Source organism: Mesorhizobium erdmanii (assembly GCF_013170725.1).
GTDB lineage: Bacteria > Pseudomonadota > Alphaproteobacteria > Rhizobiales > Rhizobiaceae > Mesorhizobium > Mesorhizobium erdmanii.
Window position 1 is genome coordinate 1,715,001 of the sequence record NZ_CP033361.1, and the last position, 21,520, is coordinate 1,736,520.

18 protein-coding genes, 1 tRNA gene and 2 rRNA genes (1 of these 21 running past the window's edge) are annotated in these 21,520 nt (G+C 59.1%); 14 read left to right on the plus strand and 7 right to left on the minus strand.

Features of this window, described 5'->3' with window-relative positions; translation table 11 throughout:
• The 3 genes from EB233_RS08280 to EB233_RS08290 all read left to right on the plus strand — a co-directional run.
• Window positions 1-1,005, plus strand: a 23S ribosomal RNA gene (locus EB233_RS08280) (it extends 1,795 nt beyond the left edge of the window).
• A 269-nt stretch (window positions 1,006-1,274) separates the two neighbouring features.
• A 5S ribosomal RNA gene (gene rrf / locus EB233_RS08285) occupies window positions 1,275-1,389 on the plus strand.
• A 297-nt stretch (window positions 1,390-1,686) separates the two neighbouring features.
• Window positions 1,687-1,763: transfer RNA gene (locus EB233_RS08290), tRNA-Met, on the plus strand.
• Between the two features lie 364 nt (window positions 1,764-2,127).
• On the opposite strand, the gene EB233_RS08295 is transcribed toward EB233_RS08290, so the two are convergent.
• Genes EB233_RS08295 through EB233_RS08310 form a run of 4 tightly spaced genes read right to left on the minus strand, consistent with a single transcriptional unit; the run spans window position 2,128 to window position 6,963 of the window.
• Window positions 2,128-3,507: an efflux RND transporter periplasmic adaptor subunit gene (locus EB233_RS08295; RefSeq protein WP_081294381.1), complete on the minus strand. Its 1,380-nt coding sequence runs from the start codon at window positions 3,505-3,507 to the stop codon at window positions 2,128-2,130.
• Window positions 3,508-3,510: 3 nt separating this feature from the next.
• Window positions 3,511-5,049, minus strand: a complete 1,539-nt coding sequence (locus EB233_RS08300) for a TolC family protein (RefSeq protein WP_064992491.1) — start codon at window positions 5,047-5,049, stop codon at window positions 3,511-3,513.
• 16 nt (window positions 5,050-5,065) lie between these two features.
• A complete protein-coding gene (locus EB233_RS08305; RefSeq protein WP_064992376.1) occupies window positions 5,066-6,268 on the minus strand; it encodes an ABC transporter permease in 1,203 nt (400 codons plus the stop codon).
• The gene (locus EB233_RS08310) at window positions 6,265-6,963 is read right to left on the minus strand and encodes an ABC transporter ATP-binding protein (protein ID WP_064992375.1); all 699 of its coding nucleotides are present in this window, start codon (window positions 6,961-6,963) and stop codon (window positions 6,265-6,267) included. The genes EB233_RS08305 and EB233_RS08310 overlap by 4 nt, the downstream gene beginning before the upstream one ends.
• Window positions 6,964-7,234: 271 nt before the next feature.
• Between EB233_RS08310 and EB233_RS08315 the strand changes: the two genes are divergently transcribed.
• The gene (locus tag EB233_RS08315; RefSeq protein WP_155765468.1) at window positions 7,235-7,798 is read left to right on the plus strand and encodes a hypothetical protein; all 564 of its coding nucleotides are present in this window, start codon (window positions 7,235-7,237) and stop codon (window positions 7,796-7,798) included.
• A 70-nt stretch (window positions 7,799-7,868) separates the two neighbouring features.
• Entirely contained in the window at window positions 7,869-8,339 is a 471-nt protein-coding gene (locus EB233_RS08320; RefSeq protein WP_155765467.1) for a hypothetical protein, read from the plus strand.
• 449 nt (window positions 8,340-8,788) lie between these two features.
• Here EB233_RS08320 and EB233_RS08325 read toward each other — a convergent pair whose 3' ends face one another.
• Complete coding sequence (locus tag EB233_RS08325; RefSeq protein WP_064992373.1) at window positions 8,789-9,046, minus strand: hypothetical protein; 258 nt, start codon at window positions 9,044-9,046, stop codon at window positions 8,789-8,791.
• Window positions 9,047-9,505: 459 nt separating this feature from the next.
• Here EB233_RS08325 and EB233_RS08330 point away from each other — a divergent pair, with 459 nt between their 5' ends.
• The gene (locus EB233_RS08330) at window positions 9,506-9,703 is read left to right on the plus strand and encodes a hypothetical protein (RefSeq protein ID WP_064992372.1); all 198 of its coding nucleotides are present in this window, start codon (window positions 9,506-9,508) and stop codon (window positions 9,701-9,703) included.
• Window positions 9,704-9,961: 258 nt separating this feature from the next.
• On the opposite strand, the gene EB233_RS08335 is transcribed toward EB233_RS08330, so the two are convergent.
• Window positions 9,962-11,329: an aspartate aminotransferase family protein gene (locus EB233_RS08335; protein WP_064992371.1), complete on the minus strand. Its 1,368-nt coding sequence runs from the start codon at window positions 11,327-11,329 to the stop codon at window positions 9,962-9,964.
• A gap of 311 nt (window positions 11,330-11,640) precedes the next feature.
• Entirely contained in the window at window positions 11,641-12,738 is a 1,098-nt protein-coding gene (locus tag EB233_RS08340) for a LacI family DNA-binding transcriptional regulator (RefSeq protein ID WP_064992370.1), read from the minus strand.
• Window positions 12,739-13,245: 507 nt separating this feature from the next.
• Between EB233_RS08340 and EB233_RS08345 the strand changes: the two genes are divergently transcribed.
• From EB233_RS08345 to EB233_RS08380, 8 genes are all read left to right on the plus strand, one after another.
• The gene (locus tag EB233_RS08345; RefSeq protein ID WP_081294390.1) at window positions 13,246-14,202 is read left to right on the plus strand and encodes a sugar ABC transporter substrate-binding protein; all 957 of its coding nucleotides are present in this window, start codon (window positions 13,246-13,248) and stop codon (window positions 14,200-14,202) included.
• Window positions 14,203-14,323: 121 nt separating this feature from the next.
• A complete protein-coding gene (locus EB233_RS08350; RefSeq protein WP_244277838.1) occupies window positions 14,324-15,427 on the plus strand; it encodes an ABC transporter permease in 1,104 nt (367 codons plus the stop codon).
• 34 nt (window positions 15,428-15,461) lie between these two features.
• Window positions 15,462-16,250 (plus strand): ATP-binding cassette domain-containing protein, encoded by a 789-nt coding sequence (locus tag EB233_RS08355; RefSeq protein WP_064992490.1) that lies wholly within the window; start codon window positions 15,462-15,464, stop codon window positions 16,248-16,250.
• Window positions 16,251-16,770: 520 nt separating this feature from the next.
• Window positions 16,771-17,655: a dihydrodipicolinate synthase family protein gene (locus EB233_RS08360; protein WP_064992367.1), complete on the plus strand. Its 885-nt coding sequence runs from the start codon at window positions 16,771-16,773 to the stop codon at window positions 17,653-17,655.
• A gap of 22 nt (window positions 17,656-17,677) precedes the next feature.
• Entirely contained in the window at window positions 17,678-18,337 is a 660-nt protein-coding gene (locus tag EB233_RS08365; RefSeq protein ID WP_064992366.1) for a GntR family transcriptional regulator, read from the plus strand.
• A gap of 64 nt (window positions 18,338-18,401) precedes the next feature.
• Window positions 18,402-19,739, plus strand: a complete 1,338-nt coding sequence (locus tag EB233_RS08370; RefSeq protein WP_064992365.1) for an ABC transporter substrate-binding protein — start codon at window positions 18,402-18,404, stop codon at window positions 19,737-19,739.
• Window positions 19,739-20,677: a carbohydrate ABC transporter permease gene (locus EB233_RS08375; protein WP_064992364.1), complete on the plus strand. Its 939-nt coding sequence runs from the start codon at window positions 19,739-19,741 to the stop codon at window positions 20,675-20,677. Before EB233_RS08370 ends, EB233_RS08375 begins: the two co-directional genes overlap by 1 nt.
• Complete coding sequence (locus EB233_RS08380) at window positions 20,678-21,499, plus strand: carbohydrate ABC transporter permease (protein WP_064992363.1); 822 nt, start codon at window positions 20,678-20,680, stop codon at window positions 21,497-21,499.
• Window positions 21,500-21,520: the final 21 nt, after the last annotated feature.

Sequence of the window (21,520 nt, forward strand, 5' to 3'; positions counted from 1 at the left end):
TGAATCGAAGCCCCAGTAAACGGCGGCCGTAACTATAACGGTCCTAAGGTAGCGAAATTCCTTGTCGGGTAAGTTCCGACCTGCACGAATGGCGTAACGACTTCCCCGCTGTCTCCAGCATAGACTCAGTGAAATTGAATTCCCCGTGAAGATGCGGGGTTCCTGCGGTTAGACGGAAAGACCCCGTGCACCTTTACTATAGCTTTACATTGGCATTCGTAGTGGCATGTGTAGGATAGGTGGTAGGCTTTGAAACCTGGGCGCCAGCTCAGGTGGAGCCACCCTTGAAATACCACCCTTATTACTATGGATGTCTAACCGCGGCCCGTTATCCGGGTCCGGGACAATGTATGGTGGGTAGTTTGACTGGGGCGGTCGCCTCCTAAAGAGTAACGGAGGCGCGCGATGGTGGGCTCAGAACGGTCGGAAATCGTTCGCTGAGTGCAATGGCATAAGCCTGCCTGACTGCGAGACTGACAAGTCGAGCAGAGACGAAAGTCGGTCATAGTGATCCGGTGGTCCCGCGTGGAAGGGCCATCGCTCAACGGATAAAAGGTACGCCGGGGATAACAGGCTGATGACCCCCAAGAGTCCATATCGACGGGGTTGTTTGGCACCTCGATGTCGACTCATCGCATCCTGGGGCTGGAGCAGGTCCCAAGGGTATGGCTGTTCGCCATTTAAAGCGGTACGTGAGTTGGGTTCAGAACGTCGTGAGACAGTTCGGTCCCTATCTGCCGTGGGTGTAGGAATATTGAAAGGATCTGTCCCTAGTACGAGAGGACCGGGATGGACGGATCTCTGGTGGACCTGTTGTGGCGCCAGCCGCATAGCAGGGTAGCTATATCCGGACGGGATAACCGCTGAAGGCATCTAAGCGGGAAACCCACCTTAAAACGAGTATTCCCTGAGAACCGTGGAAGACGACCACGTTGATAGGCCGGGTGTGGAAGAGCGGCAACGCTTGAAGCTTACCGGTACTAATAGTTCGATCGGCTTGATCGTTCTCATTCCTTATGCCCATCGTGAAACACGATGGTTCAATCAGCGCTCACGCGTCGTATCGGCCTTCGGCCGGACGCTCCGCGAGGGCGCCGGAAAACCGGCGACGCGCAGTCGCGCTTGCGGGCTCTCGCCCGAAAGCCAACTGTAGATGTCGCCTTGGCACGGAAAGACGGGCAAACAGCACAGCCGATAGTGAGCAGCATCTCTGCTCACTATTGCCTACTGCCTAATCCCTAACCCAGCTTCTCGAACAACGTGCGTTTTGCCGACCTGGTGGTTATGGCGGAGCGGCTGCACCCGATCCCATTCCGAACTCGGCCGTGAAACGCTCCAGCGCTGATGGTACTTCGTCTCAAGACGCGGGAGAGTAGGTCGCTGCCAGGTCTGCCAAACGCACGTTTTATGGGTCACATCGTACTTTCCAAAAATCAAAGCCGATTTTTGGGTCGATGTGATGAAATCTTCTCTGCACGACAAGGCCCGCCAAGGGATCTCGGGCCGCGCAAGCGGCCCTTTCATTTGGTGAGCAATATACCTATCTGTAGGCCATCCTGTCCAAGGTCTCGGCTTACGTCCAAAGCAAGCAAACGCTTGCTCAGATCAGCAAGCAAACGCTTGCTTAGATCAGCAAGCAAACGCTTGCTTAGGGGTATCGCAGTCGCCTTCGGCGACCGCGGGTAACGCGGGGTGGAGCAGCCCGGTAGCTCGTCAGGCTCATAACCTGAAGGTCACAGGTTCAAATCCTGTCCCCGCAACCAATTCTATCATAAATCAATAACCGTCCCGGTCTGACCGGGGCGGTTTTTGCGTTTGGAAGGCCACTCAAGCGTCGTTGTTGATCATCAGCCTAACGACACCCCTTTCACGGTAGGCTCCGCCGTCACCGAGATGGCGCCGACCTTTTCCCCGCTGCCACGAAGGCTCGCATTCCTTTCGAGCGCTATCTAGTCTAATTGGCGGTAGAGCGGCGCGAACCAACTCCGGAGCTTAAGGCCGTGGCCTGAGAACACCGCTTACGCCTCTTCCATGGCCTGGCCGACACGGGGGTAGCGCACAGGGTTTAGGCAGCGCTCAAAGTCGGACGGCGCCCGAAAACCGGTCCCCACGTCGGGCGTCAGAGATTCACGGTTTCATACTGTCGGGCATGCCGTTGATCAAAATCTGTTGGCCTGGTTCCAGACCGGAAACGATTTCCACTCCGGCCGGAAAGGTCTCGCCAAGCGATACGGAAACGACCTCGATCTTGCCATTACGGAGCACTGCGATCCTTGCGCCCGCCGCATCGTTCGAAATCGCTGCTGGTGGAATGACGATCGCGGAAGGATTGGTGTAGACTTGGACCGACATTCTTGCGGACATTCCCAGCTTTATCGCTCTGCGCTGAGCTTCGGTTTGCGGTAAGAAGGAGACCTGCACTTCGAATGAAGGTGTCTGTCCAAAGACCTGCTGTGTTGCCTCTGAGCTAACCGCCACGATCCTGCCCGTAAGGCTTGCGCCTGAAACGGCATCGCTGGAGATGGTGACCGGCTGGCCATCCCTGATCCGGTTGACGTCGACCTCGTCGACCGTTCCGACGGCTATGAAACTCGTCGTGTCGGCGATAGCGAATAGCGGCGTTCCTTGCGCTACCCGTCCACCAGGCGCGACGGATACTTTGTCGTTGCTCTTGTCGGCTGGCGGTCTGGTCAGGACGCCAGAGACAACGGCCGCGATAGTGGCGCCAGAAAGCTTCTGCTTTAGTTCGTTAAGTTTGTCAGCGGCATTTTGGAGGTCGAGATTGAGGAGTTGGCGATTGTCGGCGTCACCACGGTCAAGGATTGCCTGCAGATCCTGGCGGTTGCTCTCGACCTGAACCTGTTGAGTATCCCGCTGCTGCACGATGCCTTCGTATTCGTTGCGAGAAACAATTCCTTGATCGAACAGTCCTTTGACCTCCTGAATCTGGCGGTCGAGAGTAGCAAGGCTTGCCTCCGATGCCTCAAGTATGCGCTTTGCTCGCATAACGTCGGAACTGCTTTCCCACCGTTGCATGCTTTGAACGGCCATCTGAGCCTTCAGAGCGGCGGATTGCGCTGTCCTGTATTGACTTGTGATATCGCTCGCGTCCAGCGTCAGAAGGATGTCACCGACCTTGACGGTGTCGCCGATCTGAACCCGTTTTTCACTGATAACCCCATCGAACGGAGCCGCAACAGTAACCGAGCGCGCAGGCCCGATTGTTCCGAGGATGTTCAGATCGGCCGAAATCGGTTGCGGGCGTACAGTTAGGGTGGGCGCCTGACCCATGTCCTGCAACGGCACTTCGGTTGGAATACCGCCGCTCCATTGCCAGAACCATATGGCGGTCGCGATCACTACAATTCCCGTTAACGTGCCGGCGACCGCCAAACTACGTGCAGGCCGGTTCTCAGTCGTTGTCTCCGGTTCACGCGGCGATACACCGATTGACGCCAAGGGCTCCCATCGATCGCTCTTTTCCGGACTTCCAAGGACGGCCGCCATCCGTCAATCCTTCAGATCAATGTGCCAGGTGGCAAGCGTTGTGCCCAATTGCATGTCGAGTTGGGTCAGTGCGTTCAAATAACCGATCCTGGCGTTGAGCAGCTGACTTTCGCTTTCGCGCAGGCTGTCTTCGAGCGAGCGCACTTGGAATGTCGTGGACCGGCCGGCGTTGAGCTTGGCTTTTTCGATCACGACGGCCTGCAACGCAAGCTCGCTCGCCTTTTCTGCAATGGCAAGCTGCTGCCACAGAAGATTGACTTGGGAAGCGGTGCCGCGCACCTGCATCTCGATTCCTGATCTGATGGCTTCCAATTGCAATTCGGCGTTCTGATACGAGGCAGTCGCATCGACCAGTTGTTGCTGGCGACTTAGATCGTTGATGGGAATAGTGAACCGTAGGCCTGCGGCGCCATCGGCAATGCTATTGGAACCTATTCCCTCGCCGCGTTGGCCGCCCAACCGGGCCTGCGCGTAAAGAGAGACATCCCAAAGCTGTTCGTTCTTTGCCAATGTTATTCCGAGACGATTCTGCTCAATGACATACACTTGGCCCATATAGTCATACCGCTCGGAAAGGGCGATCGGCAGCAATCTCGCAATGCTAGTGTTGACCTTTTTCGAATCGATGTTTTCGACGGCAACGATCTTTGCACCGAGATCAAGCGCCAGAAGATCAAGGAGGCTAAGCCGATTGGTTTCAACCGTCTGTTTGGCCTGCAGGACCCTCAGTTTTTGCCTTTCGATGTCCGCTTGCGCCTGGATCGCCTCCATCGGCGCAATCCGCCCCGCCGTGATGAGGGCATTGGTTATCGTCAACAGGTCTTGCGACCGATCGACGGCGGCCTGTGCTAGCTGTAGTTCCTGTTGGGAGGCGAGAAGGGCGCGATGAGCGAGAATGATCGTCGCGACGGTTTCCGACACAGTCGCCTTAAGCCGTAGCTTGTGGACGAGTTCACCGAGCCGCGCCGATTTTACCGGAGCCATATTCACGTCAAAACCGGCGCCACGCAGCAGGGGCTGTTCGATCCCGATCTGTGCGGCCGAACTGAATTCATTGGCGCCATCCTGCCAACTAGCTGTCGTATTCCACGCGAAATCGAGCGAGGCTCCGGTTTTGGTCAGAAGCGAGACGCCAGGGGTGACCTCAATGGTGGTTGAATCGACGCCGAAGATGCGTTGGCGGGTGACGTTTCCGGAGATGCCGAACTGGGGCGTGAAGCGATCTTCTGCAACACGCAGTCCGAACTTTTGTGAAGTCCGGTCGATATAGGCGCTTCTGATCGTTCTGTTGTTTCTCAACCCGAGAAAGACGGCATCATCGAGAGAAAGCTTGACCCCCGAGAACAGGGCCGTACCGGCTGCGGAGGCCGATGGCATCTCATTTTTAGGCGGCGTTCGTTCCTGATCGGGCCTTGGGGTGGGAACTGGAATCTTTTGGGCCGCCCGGATGTCATTTGGCTGGAGCATCAGGACCGAGCAGGCAACGAGGCTGAACGTCAGTACGCGAAAGGCTCGTGTCGTCCTGTGCTGCACGCGCTCCATTGGCTCCGCCGCCTCGCTATCCGGCCCGGAGTGCGACGATAGGATCAAGGCGCGCGGCACGGGATGCGGGATAGATACCGAAGAAGAGTCCAACGAGAAAGGCCATCGCAAGCCCGAGCGGGATCGCGGTCGGAGCAGGCTCGAAACGCCAGCCCGCGCCGATCGCAAAAAACCAGCCTCCAACATAACCGATCGCAACGCCGGCAACGCTGCCAACCAGCGAGAGGCAAAACGCTTCGGTCAAGAACATCAGGCGGATGTCCCTGCGCCGCGCTCCAAGTGCTCGGCGAAGCCCGATCTCCTGCCGGCGCTCCATAACACTCATCAGCATCACGTTCATGACGCCTACGCCGCCGACGACAAGTGAGACCGTGCCGATGCCAAGCAACAAAAGGGCATAAATCCGCATTTGGCTCTCCAGGGACCGGATAATCTGGCGGGCGGTCTGAACGTTCACCGATCCGCCATGCATGTGCTGCTCGAAATAGGTTTGCACCCTCGCCGCGGTTTTGATGTCGTCAGCGCCAGGGGACAATCGCGCAGCGACATTGGTAATCGCCGGGCTGGACACGAATCTTCGCGCGGACAGGAATGGCATCACAATGGCATTGTCCAGGTCCACATTGAGGATCACGTTCGGTTCGGCGGGTTGAAGCAAACCAATGACAGTCAAGATCTGCCCCGATGCCACTATGGTATCGCCCACGGCAATGGATTTTCCCGCAGAAGCTTCAAACGTAGCGGCGATACCCACGCCGATTGCCGCATAAGGGGCAAACCCGTCGATGTCTGTTGGGAAACGGCCCTCCTTTAGGCGGGCCTTCGTCAGTCCATAGAGATCCTTGGTCGCGGCAAGAACTGTCACAGGAATATTGTCGCGTCCCGCCCGTAGCTGAACCCCGCTTTGCACAACTGCTGCGACCTTGCCAATGCCGATTTGGGTAGCGGGGAGGGCCAGCACCGCATCGAGCGTCATCGTCTGTCCTGAACCTGGTTCGCCTGCGCTGGGGAAAATGGCGAGAAGATCGACACCCAATGTCTCGAATTGCCGGAGGGCTGCAATCTTAGCGTTGTAGCCCACGTGCAACATGGCGATCACGGCTGCTGTGCCAATTGCAACTCCGATCAGGGCGAGAACGGCCCTCGCTCTGATGGATCGAAGATCGCGAAGGGCATCCGCGATGATCTGTAAGAAGATTCGGTGTCGGAGGACGCTCATGACGCGTAGCTTCTCAACTCTCCCCGGTTGTCGTCGAAAACGCGGCCATCGCGAAGGACTATTCTTCGCGGGCAGCGCGCAGCGATAGAAGGGTCATGCGTGACGATGATACTTGTCACCGAAAGCTCTGCATTGAGTTCAAGGAACAACGACATGATGTCTTCAGCCGACTTGCTGTCGAGATTGCCGGTCGGCTCGTCGGCGAGCAGCAGACGTGGGCGGGTCACCAGCGCCCGCGCAATCGCGACCCGTTGACACTGGCCGCCCGAAAGCTCATCAGGTCGATGTGACGTTCGTTGTGCCAGGCCGACGTGTTGCAACACCGACGCAGCTTGCTTACGGCGCTCGCCCAACGAAATCCCGCGATAAAGTAGCGGCAAGGCTACATTGTCGAGTGCCGATAGATGCGGCAGCAGATGAAAGGACTGAAAGACAAAGCCAAGCGCCTGATTGCGCTTGGCGGCGAGTTCGTCCGAAGTCAGATGCTGAACGGGGCTAGCATCGATCTTGATTTCGCCGGCGGTCGGACGATCCAGTAGGCCGATCAGGTTCATCAGCGTCGACTTGCCGGAGCCGGAAGGACCGGTGAGCGCGCAAAGTTCTCCCGCCGCTATTGAAAGGGAGATACCTGCTAGCACGGGTGTTCTCGCGCGGCTGGATCGATACTCCTTCGAAACATCCTGCAGGGTGAGCACTCACAATACTCCTCAATGGGACTCCTCAATGGGGTAAATTTAGAAATGCCTAATATTGTCGCTGCCTAAACTTTAATATCAGTTGTCTTTAACTTACTTCGATCTTTTTGTTAAATTATTTCGTGGCGTCACAAGTCGAATCTGTCTATCAACACTGGAAATTAATGATTTTTTATTGACTGTGCGCGAAACCTAAGTTTGTGTCACATGAAGTCGTCACGCGTTGACATCAATCGCCTATGACGGGCGGCAAATGTCTGGGGAGCCAAAGATGGTGTCTGTCAACGCGAGTGCGGCGACTGCGCTTGCCACGCTCAATCTGATCAAATCCCGCACCGATGTAAGCCAGGCTATACAGCCGGCGGGTACATCGAGCATTGATCCGAAGACAAGCGCGCGGCTGTCGCCCGCTGTATCGGACGCGATCCTGAAAATCGGGCAGCTGGTACGGGGTTCGCAACTTTCGGACCTGCCGGCCGAACATGCAGAGCGCCTGCGGTCACTTGGAACTGATAGTGCTACACGGGTGCAGAAACCGGTGGTCAACGATGCAGAGTTCCAGAAGACCGTGATGTCCTACGTAAAGGACGCTTGGACCGGCCTCGACGGTTTCAATGAAGCGCTCGCCAGCGGCAAGGTGAAGATACAAAGAGCCAGCGACGTCAAGGACCTCGGCTACGAGACGATTCAGTACGATATGTTCAAAGATGGCAGCCTGATTGGTGGCGCCGGCTGGGACACGATTAACCGGAGCTTCTATGACGCTCAGGCCGCGGCGGGTGTGCGTCAAGGCGTGGGGTCGATCGATGGCCTGGATTACTACGTGACCTGGTAGGCGAAGAACGCACCTCTTCTGCTTTCTGAGGTGATTTTCTTAGGTCTCATGACAACGAGAGGAAGCTGAGATGATTCGCTTTGTTGGCCCAATGGTCTTGATGTGTTTGGCAATGGTCTCTGCCACGGCGGCGCTTGCTGCCGACACGATCACGGTCAACTGGTATAATGGCACAGGAAAAACAATCAATCTGTCGCAAAGTTCATGCACGCCCTCCGGAGGCTGTACTTTTCCGACGATCAATACTGGATCGACTGGTCAGGTGAAGAACACGGCCACTTCGACCGATTACATTCGAAGCATGATTGCCCGCTATCGCTATTATGACTCTACGGCTGGTGTTTACAAATCGTGCCAAGTGTCGGTGAGTGCATACGGGCCATCGAGCACTTGGCCAGGTCCCGGATGCGAGCCAGGATCTTTCAAGGCGACGTTCATCAAAAGCGACGGCACTGGCTCTAGTCCAACTTGTTCGGCTGGCACTATCACTACCGACTATCCGACATGTACATTTACCTACAACGTTAACATGTACAACTGATCTTCAGCGCCGGCAGAGCGAGAGCGCCAGGAATATGCCTGGCCTCTTGTTCACTGGAGAACACGATGTCGGGGATGATTATCGATCAATTGGAAAGTCAAAAGATCGAACGGCGAAGCAGCTTTGGATCGAGATCGCTTGGAGGATGTGAAGGTCACGAGCGTATCGCGGCCTCCGGGTCCGGGCAATCGGCGCATTTCCATTGAGCAAGGTGATGACGGGATAGCCAGGGTGCACGATCCCTGATTAAGGTTGTAGGACGCGCCGGCGTTTTCCGGCGTGCCGCCCATCCCCGCAACCAAATAGCAAAACGGCCCGCCTTGTGCTGGCCGTTTTGCTATTTTGGCTGTGAGGGTCGGTCGATTTGAACTCTCATCAGAGGCCCGCAAGGAGGCGAAGCCGACGCGGCGGGACAGAGAAGCCAAATCCTGTCCCCGCAACCAATTCTATCATAAATCAATAACCGTCCCGGTCTGACCGGGGCGGTTTTTGCGTTTTGCGATTTTCTGATCGCGCCGGGCCTGAGCCGCGACCATCGCCGCTGGGCGAGAAACGTCCAGCACGATGATCGCCATCTTGTCCTGCAACCGCGGCGTAATATCGTTTCGAAGCATCGTCTCTAGCGCCTCAGTGTCCGATGGAAGTGCTTGCCCGTCGCTGCGACCGGGGAGCGGGAACTCAGTGCCGAACCAAAAGACTAGATACATTCCGAATCCATCGGCGCCGCGTCAGCGGCGTAGCCGGCCAGTTGTTCCAACGGCGCCGACCATCGCTCCCTATTGTAGTGACGTTGGCCTCGATAGGCAGGTTCTTGCCGGCATGGCTTATGAGCAACACGTCCGCCCTGGTATTCTCGCTGCGCCGCGCTTCAGGAAGGCTGGATACGATTCGATATCTTCGAGGCGAACCCGTAGCAGTTCAAGAAGCCGATCGCGGTCCTCGTTCTCGATCTGTGACGTTGATGCAGCGCCGTCCCTGTCCGTGTTCCAAAACCGCTTCCGGGGCGTCGGAAGCACGAGAGTGCGGGCAGGCCGACGACCTAAACCATGGGCTGAGAGCCCGAGCCGCTATTTGGCCGCCCCTGCGGTCCGCCCGGATGCGCTGCGAGCGCGAATCCGTGGTTGCCGTGTTGCCCGCACGCTTCCGATCAGAACGAGGAGGAGGCCATGCAGGTCATTGGGATGGACATCCACCGTATGTTCGCCGAGGTGGTGATGATTGACGGCGACAAGCTGATCCGGCCCGGCCGGGCCTGTCTGCCGTGGTTCGGGGAAATCCAGGTTGCCGATGTCCCTGGCGGCAAGCAGCCCGGCACCGGCAAAAGTGAACTGTCGCGGCATACGAGCGGCTGCAGCGGGTCTTAGCCTTCAAGGAATTCATCGCCGACGTCAGGACCGACGCCTGTGCGGCGCCGCAGCACAACGTTGTGATCGCCGACGAGGAATTCACCCACTTCTGGATCAGGCCAAGGCCTGATCTTGGAGGGGCCGAGCGAACTCGACTCTTCCTATCCCGCAGGAGCTCAAGAACACCGCCTTTGCGACTTTCGTTCTGGGCGCTTGGGACCACCGCGTTAATGGGAGGCCTGCAGACATGCCAAGCAGGCTTTCCGGTATTTGATTTCAAAGTTCTGTGAGATCTTCTTTATGAGCTATGAAATAACGTCTGGTCGCGTCGACCAAATGATCCACATCCGCCTCGGTGTGTGCGGCATTGAGGTAGCCGCGAATGATGAAGTGAGGATGGATGTATATCCCGCTTTCAAGCATCCATCTTTGAAACGACGAGTGGATCGGATGTTCTTTCGTCTGCGCGAAGCTGGCCATGTCGCGATAGTTGGCCAGACCTCGACGGGTGAAGTAGAGCGCCCATACCGACCCATGCTGCCCAACGGTTGCGGGGACGCCAGTCTGGTCGATTGCCGCCTGAATGCCAGCCTTCAGGCGTTTGCCCAGACTATCCAAATACTCATAAGGCGGATCATTTTCGAGGATTTCGATGCAGCCGCTCGCGACCGCCACATTCAGCACATGGCCATAGAAGGTTCCGGAAAAGAAGGTTTTACCAAGCGGCGCGAAACCGTTCATGATCTCGGCCTTTCCGGCGATCGCTGAAATGGGCATGCCGTTTGCAAAGGCCTTGCCCATGGTCGTCAGGTCAGGTGTGATGCCGCATTGCGCTTGGGCGCCGCCAAGGCCGACCCGGAATCCGGTGATGACCTCATCGAAGATCAGAACCGATTTGTTGTCGTCGCACAGCCTGCGAATCTCGGACAGGAAGTCCGGAGCCGGCATGACCACGCCGGCATTGTGGTATATGGGCTCGACGATCACCGCCGCGATGTCGGCTCCATGTTTTGCGAAGATATCCCGAAGCGTCTTTGTGTCGCTGTAGCCGCAGGTCAGCAGTCCCTCTTCAGCGGCGCGGATCATTCCGGCCGATTCCTGGACGGGCTTTGGCGCTTCCGGGGAACCGGCTTCGGCGGGATCGAAGTGGACGCTCCACTGAACATAGTCGTGCCATCCGTGATAGGCGCCTTCGAACTTCAGGATCTTGTTCCGGCCGGTATGGGCCCGCGAACGCCTGATGGCATGATACGTCGCTTCCGAACCCGTGCAGCAAAAGATCACCTTTTCGGCCGAAGGGACATGTTTGATGATCCGCTCGGCCAATTCCGATTCCAGCGGATGCGCGGCCGAGAACGCGACACCATGCTGATCCAGGGTGCGGTCGATTACCGTGCGCAGACGAGGATCGTTGTGGCCGAGAAGCACCGCGCCGAATGCACAATGGAAATCGATGTATTCGTTGCCGTCGACATCCCACATGCGGGCACCCTGCGCCTTGGTCATGTAGAGCGGATGGGGCTTTGCGAAGCGGCCTTGGCCCATTACTCCGCCCGGAATTACTTTTTGCGCCCGTTCGAACAACTCCTTCGAACCCCTATGCGGCACCGGCCATGGGGTGTCTATGCGCTCCGGCTGGTTCATACGTATCCTCCCTGCTGAACAATGTTGATGACGCGCAAATACGCTGTTTTTTGATAATGTGTACGTTTACATTTGCCAGATATCCCCGTCTGACCAAGCTGTCAATGGTGCAAACGCCGATGTCCCGGCGAGCCAACGGGAAGACCATCGCCGCAGGACGCACCCGCCTGCGTCTCACTTGCGAGATGGGAAGGCGAGAGAAGAAGCGCAAAATGAAATGGCCGCGACTTCGGTTGTGGGACAGCAAACCTTCTGTTCGCGTGGCGGGTCTCCTGTTCAGGCCGCCAACAGCGAACTCCCGGTATCGCTTTCTATCTCGCGGGACCTGAACTGGAAGAGCGAATGACAAGCTCAAACTGGGGGGAAAAATCCGGGAGGCTGGTTTCGGCACTCAGCAAATAGTCCACGGCTCGCGCTCCGAACTCGCGCTTGGGAGAACGGACGGTGGTCAGAGGAGGCTCCACGAAACTGGCTGCCTCGATGTCGTCGAAACCCACCACCGTAATGTCGTTTGGGATCGACAATCCAATCTCGCGCGCACCCCTCATCGCGCCGATCGCCAGCACGTCATTGTAAGCAAAGATCGCACTGGGACGATCCGGTCGGCTCAAAAGCTCTCTAGCAGTGGCTCGGCCAGCCTCGAACGTTTCGTCTGAACGCCAGATGGGGCATGGCCATGCTCCAGCACTTTGCAACGCAGACTGGATACCCTCCAACATCAGCACAGCGGGTCTCAGAAGCCTTCCACCGAGGAAAGTGATCCTCCTGTGGCCGAGTTGGACAAGATACTCCGTCATGCGCCTCGCAGCCGCCCGATCATCCGTCAACAGGACTTCGGCACCCAGGTCCGGCCCGACCAAATCGAGGCTCGATCCCGATACGGCTTTCCAGCCTCCAATCAATGCGGGCGTAATGTGGGGCGTATCGCTTTCGACAGTTCCGGCGTCCCAGCCCACCAATACGGTCTTGATGGCAGGGCTGAGATCGCGAAGCCAGCCTTGGCTTGCCTGTGACGCGCCTCCAACGATCAGCCCATTGACCCTGTGGCTCAGAAAGTGTTCCGCCAATTCGCGCTCTCGAGCAGGATCGCGGCCTGTGTTGCCCAGCAGAATCTGGTAGCCGAGTTCTCGCCCCCGTGCTTCGACGCCGGCGGCAACTTCCCCCCAGTACTGGTCTGAACTGGTCGGTACCATCAGGCCAAGTATCTTGCTCTCGCGCATCACAAGCGCGCGAGCAAGCGAGTCCGGACGATAGTTCAGGCGCTGAATCGCATTCTCGATCTTGTTCTTGGTTTCTTTGGTAACCTTGGGTGATTTCTGCAGAACCCTGGTTACCGTCGCGATGGAGACGCCGCTCTCTCTTGCTACGTCCCTGATGGTGGGTTTGCGAAACTGCGGGTTGTCGATCATTCAGCGTTACCCTCAATGTTTATCTGCGGCAAACTATGATGCCGAAGCTCCGATAGTTTGGCCAGAATCCGTTGTAGACCACCTGGGGCCGATCCTAGGAACCGACGATAGGCGCCCTTCGAAGTAAGGGGTGGGGGTGAATACTTCCTGCTTCATCGCCCGTTGTGAGGTCCCTCCAGCGGCTCGTCACGATCGCAGCCTCAACGAATTCATACATTTCTGATGCGGCAGTTGACAAATTCGCCGACGTACTCACTAATGTAAACGTACACATTCTGAAAATAACAGGGGCTGGAGCCGGCGCCGCTTTGACGCTTCGATCGATGAAGGTGCAGGATCGCCACTCCGGGAGAGCTGTCTTCGCCAGGGCGGCTCTGTTTCCGAAAATGGAAATCATCCGCCAAGCGGGCCGGTAGCCGACCAAATTGGCGCGCGACTGGCGAATAGGCTCGCGCATCAAGGACGAGGATTTTGAAACACGATAAATCCCTTTGGAGAACCATGAAAATGAAAGCCGGACTAATTCGCGTTCTACTGACTGCCGCAGTCTGTGCTTTGCCACTAATCGGGGCCAGCCTATCGGCCCGGGCCGAAGGCGAGCGGTTCGTGTTCGTCAGCCATGCGCCCGATTCGGACTCTTGGTGGAACACCGTCAAGAACGGGCTGAAGAACGCCGAGAAGGATCTGGGCGTGAAAGTCGAGTACCGGAATCCATCCACCGGCGACATCGCCGAGATGGCCCGGATTGTCGAGCAAGCGGCGGCCTCCAATCCGACCGGCATCATCACCACGGTCGCCGACTACGGCGTGCTGGAGGCGGCGGTGAAGGGCGCCGTCGCCAAGGGAATTCCCGTGATCACCGTCAATTCGGGAACCGCCGAGGAATCCAAGAAGCTGGGCGCGCTGATGCATATCGGCCAGCCGGAATACGACGCGGGCAAGGGTGCGGGCGAACGAGCCAAGGCCGCTGGCGTCGCCAGGTTCCTGTGCGTCAATGAGTACATCACCAACAACGCTTCGGTGCAGCGTTGCCAAGGCTACGCCGATGGTCTCGGCGTGCCCCTGGGCGATCATATGCTGGATTCCGGCACTGACCCGATCGAGGCCTATAACAAGGTGAAGGCCTATCTGACGGCTCATCCCGATACCGATGGTATCCTCACCCTGGGGCCGACCTCGGCCGATCCCACGATCAAGTTGCTGCGCGACACGGGTTCGTCCGGCAACTACAAAAGCTTCATCACCTTTGATCTCGATTCCGGGATCTCCACCGCGATCAAGGACGGCATTATAGAATCCGCCATCGACCAGCAGCCCTATCTGCAAGGGTACCTGCCGGTGGTGTTGCTCACCGAATACGCTCGCTACGGCGTGATCCCCGCCAACAATGTCAACACCGGGCCGGGGTTTATCACCAAGGCGAATATCGGACTGGTTGAGAGGTTGGCCGGTGAATATCGATAATTCGGCCGACGGAGGCTTGGACGCTGAACCAGGATGCGAACGTGCGCCGGAGGCGCCTGTTCCATTCGTGCGCAGCCTTTCTGGAGGGGGCATGGCCGACAGTGAAAATATGCCCGGTGCCATGAAGACATTTCGCAAGGAACGCGACGAGCGGCTGATGCGTCAATCATCCTTGCGGCGCATTATTTCCCGCCCGGAACTCGGTGCCTTTGCCGGTGTGCTGCTGGTCTTCGTATTCTTCGGCATCACGGCCGGCAATACCGGCATGTTCGCCGCGGATGGCATCCTGAACTGGACCACCGTCAGCGCGCAGTTGACGATCATCGCGGTCGGTGCGGCGCTGCTGATGGTCGGTGGCGAGTTTGATCTTTCGGTCGGCTCCATGATCGGCTTTGCCGGCATGATGATCTCGATCCCGATGGTCTATTTCGGTTGGTCGGCCGCCGCCAGTACCCTGTTCGCCTTCGTCGGCGCCCTCACCGTGGGATTTCTGAACGGCTGGATCGTGATGCGGACGCGGCTTCCGTCCTTTATCGTGACGCTCGCAACGCTATACATTCTGCGTGGATTTACGATCGCCCTGTCGATCTTGTTCACCAACCGCACCATCGTCAGCGGCGTCAAGGAAGTCGCCGAAGGCAGTGTCGTGCCCTGGTTGTTTTCCGGGGTGATAGGCACAGGATTGTTTGGTTGGTTCGCCGATATGGGCACCATCGGCCGCCTGGCTAATGGCGAACCGGTCGTACGCGGAATTCCCATGGTAATTGTTTGGGCGCTCGGCCTGGCCGCCGTCGCGCATGTGGTGCTGACCAGGATGCGCTTCGGCAACTGGATCTTCGCGGCAGGTGGCGACGCCAACGCCGCCCGCAATGTTGGCGTTCCGGTTGCCATGGTCAAAATCTCGCTGTTCATGTTTACCGCCTTCTGCGCCACGGTCTATGCCGCCGCGCAGGTTTTCGAATTCGGTTCGGCCGCCTCTGATCGCGGTTTGTTGAAGGAGTTCGAGGCAATCATTGCCGCGGTCATCGGCGGCTGTCTGCTGACCGGCGGTTACGGCTCGATCGTCGGGGCTTGTTTCGGCGCACTAATCTTTGGCGTGGTGCAGATGGGCATTCTGTTTACCGGCGTGCCGAACGACTGGTTCCGCGTGTTTCTCGGCACCATGCTGCTGATCGCGGTGCTCTTCAACAACGTGATCCGTCGTCGGGTCACCGGAGAGAGGTGAAATGCTGAGCACCATAAAAGCCAACGGTTCCGGCATGCCCGCCGACAACCGGCCGCTGATCGAGGTCCACAATCTGGTCAAGCATTTCGGGCCGGTGGTGGCCCTGGCGGGCGTATCCCTGACTGTCCGGGCCGGCGAAGTTCATTGCCTGCTGGGCGACAATGGGGCTGGCAAGTCGACGTTGATCAAGACTCTCTCCGGGGTCTACCAACCCACCACAGGGGACTTTGCCGTCGATGGCGAGGCGGTGACGTTTTCAAGTCCGCGCCAAGCGCTCGATTCCGGGGTCGCCACGGTCTACCAGGATCTGGCCATGATCCCGCTGCTCTCGATCACCCGGAACTTCTTCATGGGGCGCGAGCCGGTTCGCAAATTCGGACCGCTGGCCTTCATGGATCAGAAATTTGCGGATCGGGTGGCGCGTGACGAAATGAAAAAGATCGGCATAGACATCCGCGATCCCCAGCAGGCTGTCGGCACCTTGTCCGGCGGCGAACGCCAATGCGTGGCGATAGCCAGGGCGGTTTATTTCGGCGCGAAGGTGCTGATCCTAGACGAACCGACCTCGGCCCTTGGCGTGGCGCAGACCTCGATGGTGCTGAAATACGTCCGACAGGTACGTCAGCGCGGTCTTGGCGTCATATTCATCACCCACAATGTCCGTCACGCCTACGCGGTCGGCGACAGCTTCACGGTCCTGAACCGGGGTCGCACGATGGGCACGTTCCGAAGGTCAGAGATTCAACTCGATGAACTGCAGACCATGATGGCCGGCGACAAGGAATTGCAGGAACTCTCGGACGAGCTCGGCGGGACGGTCTAGGTGTGTAGGCCCCGAGTGTGATGGTGCATCATCGAACCTGAGGCGTCAGGATGAGGATGCCCTATGGCTATGTCAGATGACGAATATTAGTCACGGCGACGAGGCTGTAGCAATGCCGCTCGTGTGCAGCTGAGCGCAGCGGCCATCATGCACCCGACGTGGCTCATGACGTGTCCCTCATCAGTGTTCCGACTGTAGACGGGGCTGATGCCGTTTGGCGCGAAAACCGCAAGCACTCAGCCTTCTCGGTGCGCGTCGCTGGACGATACATCCGATTTTCAAACCCCAGGCGCCGGCGTACTGACGGACGCCAATTGAGACAAGGATATCCGCTTCGGCGGATGAGAGTCGATGCAGACCAGGAACGACGGAACGCGCGCTAACCCTGCTTTGTGCCCACGCCGATCATGAGACGGCCGGACCGCGCCGGATTGCCTGTAGCACCGACAGCAGCGCAGTTTGCAACTAACATGTTAGTGTGATACAGCTGCGTACAGATTGATGAATTGGAGACTTTGCAGTGGCGTCGCGCTTTGGTCTATCTGTTGCCCTCACAACGCCTTTCGACGCAACGGGGCGGATTGCGATCCCGCTCATGACCGCGCATGCCCGGACTTGTCTCGATGCCGGCTGCAGCAGCGTTACGCTGTTCGGAACCACTGGCGAAGGTGCTTCCGTCGGCACTGCGGAACGGCAAGCGGTGATCGATGCCATGCTTGCTGCAGGCATCCGGCCCGATGAACTCGTCGCGGGCGTGCTGGTCGATGCGGTGGAGGATGCCGCGGAGCAGTCTCGCCAGGCCTTGCAGCGCGCCGCTCGCAACATCCTGCTCGCGCCGCCGAGCTATTTCAAGAATGTCGGCGACGACGGGCTGTTCGGTTGGTTTGCCGCGGTGTTTACCACGCTCGGTCCGCTCGCCCGCGGCGTACTGCTCTACAACATCCCCTCGGTCACAACGGTCAGGCTGTCGCTCGACCTGATCGGCCGGTTGCGCGAGGCGTATCCGGGCGTGGTGGCCGGGGTCAAGGATTCGGGTGGCGACTGGGCATACAGCGAGGCTCTGCTCAAGGCGCATGGCGACCTGATCATCCTGATCGGCGATGAACGGCATCTGGCGCCGGCGGTGCGGATCGGCGGTCAAGGCGCGATTTCCGGCATGGCCAATTTCGCCGCCGGCGAGCTTCGCACCATCATCGAGAGCGGGCGCGACGATTCCCGTGTGGAGAGCTTCGTCCTCGAACTGCTTGGGCATCCAGTCATTCCGGCGGTGAAGGCCATGGTGGCACGACAGACTGGCGACGAGCGCTGGCTGACGGTCCGGCCGCCGCTCGAGCCGGTGGCATTGCAGGAACGGCAGCAGCTTGGCGCCGCTTACGACAGGCTGTTCGCGACGAAGGCAGCCTGACCGGCGAAAGAAGTGCACCGAGATGGACGACACGAGCGAACCGGCAACCCTGAGGGAAAAGGCCTATGCCAGCTTCACGCGGCATCTGCTGGCCCGCGACCTCAAGCCAGGCCAGTTCGTATCGCAGCGCGAGCTGGTCGCCTTCACCGGCCTGCCGCTTGGCGCGATCCGCGAGATCGTGCCGCGACTCGAGGCTGAAGGGCTGCTGACAACCATTCCGCAGCGCGGCATGCAGATCGCGCATATCGACATCAGCCTGATCCGGGAGGCCTTCCAGTTCCGTTTGTTCATGGAACGCGAGGCGGTCGCGTTGTTCGCCGTCAACGCTTCCGACGCCGAGCTTGCGCGTCTCAGGCGCGAGCATGAGGAGATGCTCGCCCAAGCGCTGGCGCAGACCGCAACGCCGGAAATGGAAGCCAAGGCCCAGAGCATCGACTGGGCCATGCATGACACGTTCATCAGCGCGCTGGACAACGAGATCATCGCCAAAGCCTACCTAGTCAATTCGGTGAAGATCCGGCTCATCCACCAGGAGCGGTTCCGCATCGACGGCCGTGTCGTGCCGGTCATGCGCGAGCATCTGGCGGTGATCGATGCGCTGGAGAAGCGCGATCCGCAGAAGGCGGTCGAGGCAATCAGCCAGCATATCGACAACGCGCGCCGGCTGGCGCTGCAGATTTGAGGAAGCAGGAACGCGCCGCAACGGATGCGGCGCAATCGATAACGACAGCAACCGGGAGGAAGAAATGTCGTCCAATCCATTCAGCCCAACCAGGAGGCAGCTTCTCCAGGGAACCGCAGCGCTCGCCGCCGCCGGCCTTGCTGGTCTTCGACCCGGCTTCGCCGCAGGCGTCGACTGGAAGCGCTTTGCCGGCACGACGCTCGACGTCAATCTGGTCAAGAGCCCGCGCAGCGACACCATCCTGAAGAATCTCGCCGAGTTCGAGGAACTGACCGGTATCAAGGTCAATGCGGAGGCGACGCCTGAGCAGCAGCAGCGCCAGAAGACGGTGATCGAGCTCAGCTCCGGCAAGCCCAGCTTCGACGTCGTGCATCTGAGCTATCATGTGCAGAAGCGGCAGTTCGAGAGGGGCGGCTGGCTGGCCGACATTTCCGGTTATTTTGCCGATCCGGGCCTCACCGATCCAGGACTGGTCGAGAGCGACTTCGCCGAGGCCGGCATGCAGTTCGCCAAGGACGGCCAGGGCGTGCTGCGCTCGCTGCCGTTCTCGGTCGATTACTGGATCCTCTACTGGAACAAGGAGTTATTCGACGCCAAGGGGCTGAAATATCCGGAAAGCTTCGAGCAGCTGGTGGCGGCCGCCGAGGCGTTGACGGATCCGTCGAGCAACACGTTCGGCTTCGTCGCCCGCGGCCTCAAGAACGCCAACACGCCAGTGTGGACGTCGCTGATGCTCGGCTACGACGCGATGCCGCTCGGCAGCGACGGCAAGCTGCGCACCACTTCGCAGGAGGCGGTCGAGGCCGCCAGCCTCTACCAGCGGCTGATGACGAAGGCCGCGCCTCCCGGCGTCACCGGCTTCAACTGGGCCGAGGCGCAGTCTGCGTTCCTGCAGGGCAAGATCGGCATGTGGTTCGACGGCGTTGGCTTTGCGCCGCCGATGGAGAATCCGGAGAAGTCGCGCGTGGTCGGCAAGGTCGGCTACGGCGTCATGCCGAAAGGCCCGAAGGCGCATGCCGCCGGCACTTTCGGCGATGGTCTCGGCGTGACGTCCGCCAGCACGAAGAAGGAAGCGGCTTACCTGTTCTGCCAGTGGGCGGTGTCGCCGGCCATGGGCGCGCGCCTGCTGCAGGCCGGGGCCGGCGTGCCATTCCGCAAATCGGTGCTGGAAGACCCCAAGGTGCGCGAAGGCGTCACCATGCCGCCAAGCTGGCTCGATGCCGTCGTAGGCTCCGGCAACATCAGCCGGCTGGCGCTGCCGGTCATCATCCCGGTCACCGAATTCCGCGACATCTACGGCGTGGCGCTGACCAACATGATTGCCGGTGCCGACCCGGCGGACGAACTGAAGAAAGCCACCGAGCAGTTCCAGCCGGTCCTGGACAGGAGCGAGCAAGGCTGATGTCCGCCATCGCCCCGGAACGCGCAGGCGTGACGACGCAAGGCATCGAAGGCAGCCAGCCGGTCCGACTGACTCCCAACTACTGGCCTTTCGTCGTCCCGGCGCTCGTCGTCATCGGCGCCGTGATCGTCTTTCCCTGGGCCTTCACGCTGTGGATGAGCATCAACAGCTGGACCCTCGGCCAGTCGCGCAGCTTTGCCGGCATGGAAAACTACCTGCGCCTGGCGACCGATCCGCGGTTCTGGGACTCGCTCTGGCACACTTTGACCTACACCTTCCTCTCGGTGGTGGGGCCGATGTTCCTCGGCACCGTCGCCGCCTTGATCTTCGACGCGAAATTTCCGCTGCGTGGCCTGCTGCGCGGCGTCTTCGTGATGCCGATGATGGCCACGCCCGTTGCCGTGGCGCTGGTCTGGACGATGATGTTTCATCCGCAGCTCGGCGTGCTCAACTACCTTCTGTCGTTGGTCGGCATCCCGGCGCAGGAATGGATATTCAACGTCAACACCGTCATCCCTTCGCTGGTCGCGGTGGAGACCTGGCAATGGACGCCGCTGGTGATGCTGATCGTGCTGGGCGGGTTGGCGTCGGTGCCGCGCGAGCCCTTCGAGAGCGCGGAGATCGACGGCGCCAATGCCTGGCAGCAGTTCCGCTATCTGACCTTGCCGATGATAGCGCCGTTTTTGATGATCGCCGTCATCATCCGCACGATCGACGCGCTCAAGAGTTTCGACATCATCTACGCGATGACCCAGGGCGGGCCTGGAACCGCCTCCGAGACGATCAACATCTATCTCTACAACACCGCCTTTTCCTATTACGACATGGGCTACGGCTCGGCCATGGCGGTCGTGTTCTTCATCATCATCGTCGCCCTGTCCTTCATCCTCCTGATGCTGCGCCAGCGATCGCAATGGATCGACGCGGAGGGCAAATAGATGAGTTCACGGCTGCTCAACAAGGTCGGTCTTTTCTTCGCTGCGCTGGTGCTGGTGTCACCGGCGATCCTGTTCTTCCTCTGGATGATCTCGCTGTCGCTGAAATTTGAGATCGACAACGGCGCCTATCCGCCGATCCTGATCCCCGAGCGCTTCACCTGGTCAAACTACGCCAAGGTGTTCCAGGAGAACGACTTCCTGCTCTATATGTGGAATTCGGTTCTGGTCACCGGCACGGCTACGCTGCTGGCGCTGCTGATCGGCGTGCCGGCAGGCTACGGCATCGCCAGGCTCAAGGCCGAACGGTCGGCGGTCGTCATCATGATCGCCCGCATGACGCCCGGGCTTTCCTATCTCATCCCGCTGTTCCTGCTGTTCCAGTGGCTGGGTATCCTCGGCACGCTGTGGCCGCAGATCATCATCCATCTGGTGGTGACCGTGCCGATCGTGGTCTGGGTGATGATCGGCTATTTCGAAACAACGCCGATGGAGTTGGAAGAGGCGGCCAATATCGACGGCGCCTCATCCTGGCAGGTGTTCCGGCTGGTCGCGCTGCCGATCGCCAAGCCCGGCATCGTGGTGGCGTTCATCCTGTCGATCATCTTTTCATGGAACAACTTCGTCTTCGGCGTGGTGCTCGCCAGCCGCGAGACGCGGACATTGCCGGTCGCGGTCTACAACATGCTTTCCTATGAGCAGGTGAGCTGGGGTCCGCTCGCCGCCGCGGCCCTAGTGGTGACGCTGCCAGTGCTGGTCCTGACTTTGTTCGCGCAACGGCAGATCGTCGCCGGGCTCACCGCTGGTGCGGTCAAGGGCGGCTGAGCGCCCCGGCCGTCATACTCT